At 71.9% G+C, this 4,828-nt stretch carries 6 protein-coding genes and 1 pseudogene; 6 read left to right on the forward strand and 1 reads right to left on the reverse strand.

From position 1 onward, the window contains the following. The first annotated feature begins 249 nt into the window (after positions 1–249). The 4 genes from folE to folK all read left to right on the forward strand — a co-directional run bounded on the left by folE (position 250) and on the right by folK (position 2,743). Positions 250–891 (forward strand): GTP cyclohydrolase I FolE, encoded by a 642-nt coding sequence (gene folE, locus IJH84_RS08420; protein WP_295142362.1) that lies wholly within the window; start codon positions 250–252, stop codon positions 889–891. Continuing rightward, complete coding sequence (gene folP, locus IJH84_RS08425) at positions 891–1,736, forward strand: dihydropteroate synthase (RefSeq protein WP_200068276.1); 846 nt, start codon at positions 891–893, stop codon at positions 1,734–1,736. Before folE ends, folP begins: the two co-directional genes overlap by 1 nt. After that, entirely contained in the window at positions 1,729–2,115 is a 387-nt protein-coding gene (gene folB, locus IJH84_RS08430; protein ID WP_200068277.1) for a dihydroneopterin aldolase, read from the forward strand. The genes folP and folB overlap by 8 nt, the downstream gene beginning before the upstream one ends. 124 nt (positions 2,116–2,239) lie before the next feature. Beyond that, a complete protein-coding gene (gene folK / locus IJH84_RS08435) occupies positions 2,240–2,743 on the forward strand; it encodes a 2-amino-4-hydroxy-6-hydroxymethyldihydropteridine diphosphokinase (RefSeq protein ID WP_295142368.1) in 504 nt (167 codons plus the stop codon). 225 nt (positions 2,744–2,968) lie between these two features. Here folK and IJH84_RS08440 read toward each other — a convergent pair whose 3' ends face one another. Then, positions 2,969–3,916, reverse strand: a complete 948-nt coding sequence (locus IJH84_RS08440) for a MerR family transcriptional regulator (protein ID WP_295142371.1) — start codon at positions 3,914–3,916, stop codon at positions 2,969–2,971. 121 nt (positions 3,917–4,037) lie between these two features. On the opposite strand from IJH84_RS08440, the gene IJH84_RS08445 reads away from it, so the two are divergent. Together IJH84_RS08445 and IJH84_RS08450 are read left to right on the forward strand one after the other, a co-directional pair. After that, the gene (locus tag IJH84_RS08445; protein ID WP_295142374.1) at positions 4,038–4,499 is read left to right on the forward strand and encodes a DUF3180 domain-containing protein; all 462 of its coding nucleotides are present in this window, start codon (positions 4,038–4,040) and stop codon (positions 4,497–4,499) included. 135 nt (positions 4,500–4,634) lie between these two features. Beyond that, positions 4,635–4,828: pseudogene (locus IJH84_RS08450) on the forward strand (hypothetical protein); the annotation flags it as partial.

Raw genomic sequence — 4,828 nt, forward strand, 5'->3', positions numbered from 1 at the left:
GCCAGAACGCTTCGGGTGCGCAGGACCAGGCCGACCGGTCCGGGACCGAGCAGAACTCGGCGCAGTCCCCGCCCGCGGGCGAGGACCCGAACCGGACGGACCGGGGAGACGAATCGGGCGGCGGCGGCACGTCCCGCTGAGCACGACGGCCGCGCGTCGAGGAATCGAGCCGGTGCACGAGCAACGCCGATGGGGGCACCGCACGCCGGTGCCCCCATCGGTGCGGCCGAACCGGTGGAGGAACGACCAGTGATCAGCAGTCTCGGTGAGCAAGCCGGGTCGGAGGACGACTTCCGGCCGTCCGCGACGACGTTCGAACACCCCCGCTTCGACCACGAGCGGGCGCAGGCGGCGATCCGGGAACTGCTGCTCGCCGCCGGTGAGGACCCGGACCGGGAGGGCCTGCGGGAAACCCCGTCCCGGGTGGCGCGGGCGTACCAGGAACTGTTCGCGGGCCTCTACACCGACCCGGACGAGGTGCTCGACCGCACCTTCGACGAAGCGCACGAGGAACTCGTGCTGGTGCGCGACATCCCGATGTACTCGCAGTGCGAGCACCACCTGCTGCCGTTCCACGGGGTCGCGCACATCGGCTACATCCCGAACGAGAAGGGCCGGGTGACCGGGCTGTCCAAGCTGGCCCGGCTGGTGGATCTGTACGCGAAGCGCCCGCAGGTGCAGGAGCGGCTGACTTCGCAGGTCGCCGACGCCCTGGTGCGCAAACTCGAACCGCGCGGCGTGATCGTGGTGGTCGACGCCGAGCACCTGTGCATGGGGATGCGCGGCGTGCGCAAGGCCGGGTCGACCACGACCACTTCGGCGGTGCGCGGCGTGTTCCGCACGTCGGCTTCGTCGCGGTCCGAGGCCCTGGCGTTGATCAGGGGGAACTGATGGTCGTCGAGCTGCCCCGCCCCGGCCGGTGCGCCGTGCTGGGCGTGTTGAACGTGACGCCGGATTCGTTCTCGGACGGCGGGCGCTACCTGGACCGCGCGGCCGCGATCGAGCACGGCATCGAGATGCACCGGGCGGGCGCGGACATCATCGACGTCGGTGGCGAGTCCACCCGGCCGGGATCGGCGCGGGTCGATCCCGGCACCGAGGCCGATCGGGTGCTTCCGGTGGTGACCGAGCTGGTCGCGGCCGGTGTGCCGGTGAGCGTGGACACCACGCGTGCGCAGGTCGCGGAGGCCACCGCGAAGGCCGGTGCCGCGATGATCAACGACGTTTCCGGCGGGCTGGCGGACCCGGACATGGCGCGGGTCGCCGCGGAGACCGGGTTGCCGTGGGTGCTGATGCACTGGCGCGGGCACAGCCGGGACATGAATTCGCTGGCGAACTACACCGACGTGGTCGCCGAGGTGCGTTCCGAACTGCTGCGGCAGGTGGACGCGGCGGTGCGGGCCGGTGTCCGGGAGGAGGCGATCGTGCTCGACCCGGGGCTCGGCTTCGCCAAGACCGGGGAGCACGACTGGGCGCTGCTGCACGACCTCGGCGAGTTCGTGCAGCTCGGGTTCCCGGTGCTGGTGGGCGCTGCCCGCAAGCGGTTCCTCGGCAAGCTGCTGGCCGATCCGGACGGCACGCCGCGCCCGCCCACTGGGCGGGAGACCGCGACGGCGGCGGTTTCGGCGCTGGCCGCGGACCGCGGCGCGTGGGCGGTCCGGGTGCACGACGTGGTGAGTTCGTTGGACGCGGTCGCGGTGGCCGCGGCGTGGCGAGCGGGGAGGACCGTTGGCTGACCGGATCACGTTGACCGGGCTGCGGGTGCACGGCAGGCACGGGGTCTACGACCAGGAGAAGCGCGACGGGCACGAGTTCTCCGTCGACATCACCGTGTGGGCCGACTTGGCGGGTGCCGCGGCGGACGACGACCTGGCGCAGACGCTGAACTACGGCGAGCTGGCGCAGCGCGCGGCGGACGTCGTGGGCGGTCCCTCGCGGGATCTGATCGAGACCGTGGCCGCGGAGATCGCCGACGGCATCATGGCCGAGCACGCCGCGCACGCCGCGGAGGTGACGATCCACAAGCCGTCCGCCCCGATCCCGTTGACGTTCGCGGACGTGGCGGTGACGATCCGCCGTTCGCGGCGCGGTGGCCGGGGCGGCAACTCGCCCTGAGCTGGTTCGCGGCGAGATGGTCTGCTTCGTGGGAGCGACCGCGGCTCTCTGCGATCGATCGAGCTGCACGACATCGGGGCGGCGTGACAGCGATCGGCGAGCTTGATCTGGCGGGAGGGTGCGGATGAGCAGGGCGGTGCTCTCGCTCGGGTCGAATCTGGGGGACCGGCTGGGTTTCCTGCAGCTGGCCGTGGACGGGTTCGCCGACGTCCTGGTGGCGGCCTCACCGGTGTTCGAGACCGAACCGTGGGGCGTGACCGATCAGCCGGACTTCCTCAACGCGGTGCTCGTGGTGCAGTCGTCCGATGTGGACGAATGGGGTTGGCTGCGGCGCGCTCAAGAGCTGGAACGGGCTGCGGAACGGATCCGCGAGCAGCGCTGGGGTCCGCGCACGCTGGACGTCGACGTCGTCGCCGTGGACGGGGTGCGCAGCGAGCACCCGGACCTGCTGCTGCCGCATCCCGGAACGCCGAGCCGGGCGACGGTGCTGATCCCGTGGCTCGCGGTCGAGCCGGAGGCGGTGCTGCCCGGGCGCGGTCCGGTCGCGGCGCTGCGCGATGCCTTGCCCGCTGCCGACCTCGAAGCAGTGCGTGCTCGCCCGGATCTCGCGCTGCGCATTCCGCGCTGAAGGAACCGCCTGCTCGCTCCGATCCGAACTCCGCGCTGCGCCGACACGCCCGGAAACCGGCGCTCTGCTGCGATTTCCGCAATGAGTGAACGGACCGTTCGCCCAGTCTTGTAGGGCGAAGAGGTCGTTCACTCCGGGTGCAAGTGCACCGTTCGGCGGGTGGGCGGGCGTGTCGGCGGGAGGGCGAGCGCGGATCAGGCTCAGCAGGGATCAGTCCAGAGTGGATCAATCCAGCGTGCCGCGCACCGCGGCGGCGAGCCAGTGCATCCCGGCCTGCCTGGTCGGGTGCGCGGGCCAGTCGTTGATGATCGCCAGCAGCTCCCAGTAGCGCGACATCCGCTCGTCGACCGGCTGCGCCAGGAACTCCGCCAGCTCGCCGCGGACCTGCGGCGAGTCGGCGGTGCCGAGCTGTTCGGCGTAGGTCCGGGCGGCCCGCTCGGCTAGCTCCCGGCCACGAGCCGAGTCCGGCGCCGTGCCCGCCTGCTCGGCCGCGTTGACGTCGTCGTGCAGCGACCACCACTGCGCCGCCTGGTCCGGGGTCTGCACGGGAACCTCGTCGCCCGCCGCCATCCGCTCGGCCTGCCGGCGCCACATCTCCCGCACCGCGGCGCGGAAGCTCTGGTCGTTGATCAGCTCGGCCAGTTCCACCCACGCTTCGACCTGCGCGGGATTCGGGTCGTCCGGCAATCGGGGTTTCGCCGAACGCATCCACTCGGCGAATTCCTCGTCGATGTCCAGCCCGCTGATCGTGTAGTCCCAGAACTCGTCGATCAGCCGGTCGCGCTCGCCGTCCGACAGTTGCGCGAGCTTGTGCATGAGCCTCACCTCTTCGGTCGTCTTCTGCTCCCGGACGACCGCGCGCAGCACGGCCCGCCGCGTCCGCAGCCGCCGCAACTGCTCCTCCACCAGCTGAAGCTGCCGCTGCGCCAGCGACGGCAGATCCGTCTCGGCGGCCAGCACGCGGCGTACCTCGCCGAGACCGGCACCGAGGTCGCGCAACGTGCGCACCAGTTCGAGCCGGGCCATCGCGGTCACGTCGTAGCGGCGGTGGCCCGCGGAGGTGCGGTCGATGGGCGGGACCAGGCCCTCGTCGGAGTAGAACCGGATCGTCTTGGCGCTCAGGCCCGTGCGGCGGCTGAGCTCTCCGATGCTGTAGCGCTGGTCGTCGTCCACGCAGGTCACCTTCCGCCTTCCAGCCGCTGGAAGTGCAAGCCCGATTTCCGCTGCGGGGCGTGGCGGGCACGGGGCCGCGCGGTGGGATGCTGGTCCGGTGGCACCTCGGCAGCAAGAGCGGATGAGCTTCACCCAGATCCGGCACCTCGTCATCGCCGCCGTCGTGGCGGGTGCGCTGGCGTACCTGGGCTGCCGCGCAGCCTATGGCGGACTGCCGCGGCTGCCCGCGCTCGCGGGCGCGACGTTGCTGCTGGTCGCGATCGTCGACGTGATCCTGGCCAGCACCATGCGGCCGCGGATCCTGCGCAAGTCCGGTACCGAGCCGGTGGATTCGCTGACCGCGGCGCGCGCGGTCGCGCTGGCGAAGGCTTCCTCGATGGCCGGCGCGATCATGGGCGGGGTGTGGCTCGGCCTGCTCGGCTTCCTGCTGCCGATGCGCGGCGAAGTGCAGGCCGCGGCCTCGGACACCCCGGCGGCCGTCATCGGGCTGGTGAGCGCGGCGCTGCTGGTGGCGGCCGGGTTGTGGCTGGAGCACTGCCTGCGCAATCCGGACGACCCCGAAGAGCACGACGACGGGGAGTGACTCCGCGGGTTTCTCTCACGCGGAAAACAACGGCTCGGCAGTCCGGAGGTATGGCACTGGTGCGCGCCGCGGAACATGCCGAGCGGTCGGTTCCCTGCGGATCTCGAACAGATAACCGCCGGGTACCGTGCGGACATGACCAGCTCCGGCCGCCCCGAACACGCGCCTCGACACACCTCGGCGCTGTGGATCGGCACGGTCGTGCTCGCCGCCGCGGCGGCCGCGGTGATGGTGCTCAGCGACGACTCGCGGGTGCTCAAACTGGGCTTGGTGGCGGCGCTGTGGGCGGCGCTGCTCGGCGCGTTCGCGGTGGCCAAGCTGCGCGCCAA

This window comes from Saccharopolyspora sp., assembly GCF_017434145.1.
Taxonomy (GTDB): Bacteria; Actinomycetota; Actinomycetes; order Mycobacteriales; family Pseudonocardiaceae; genus Saccharopolyspora_C; species Saccharopolyspora_C galaxeae.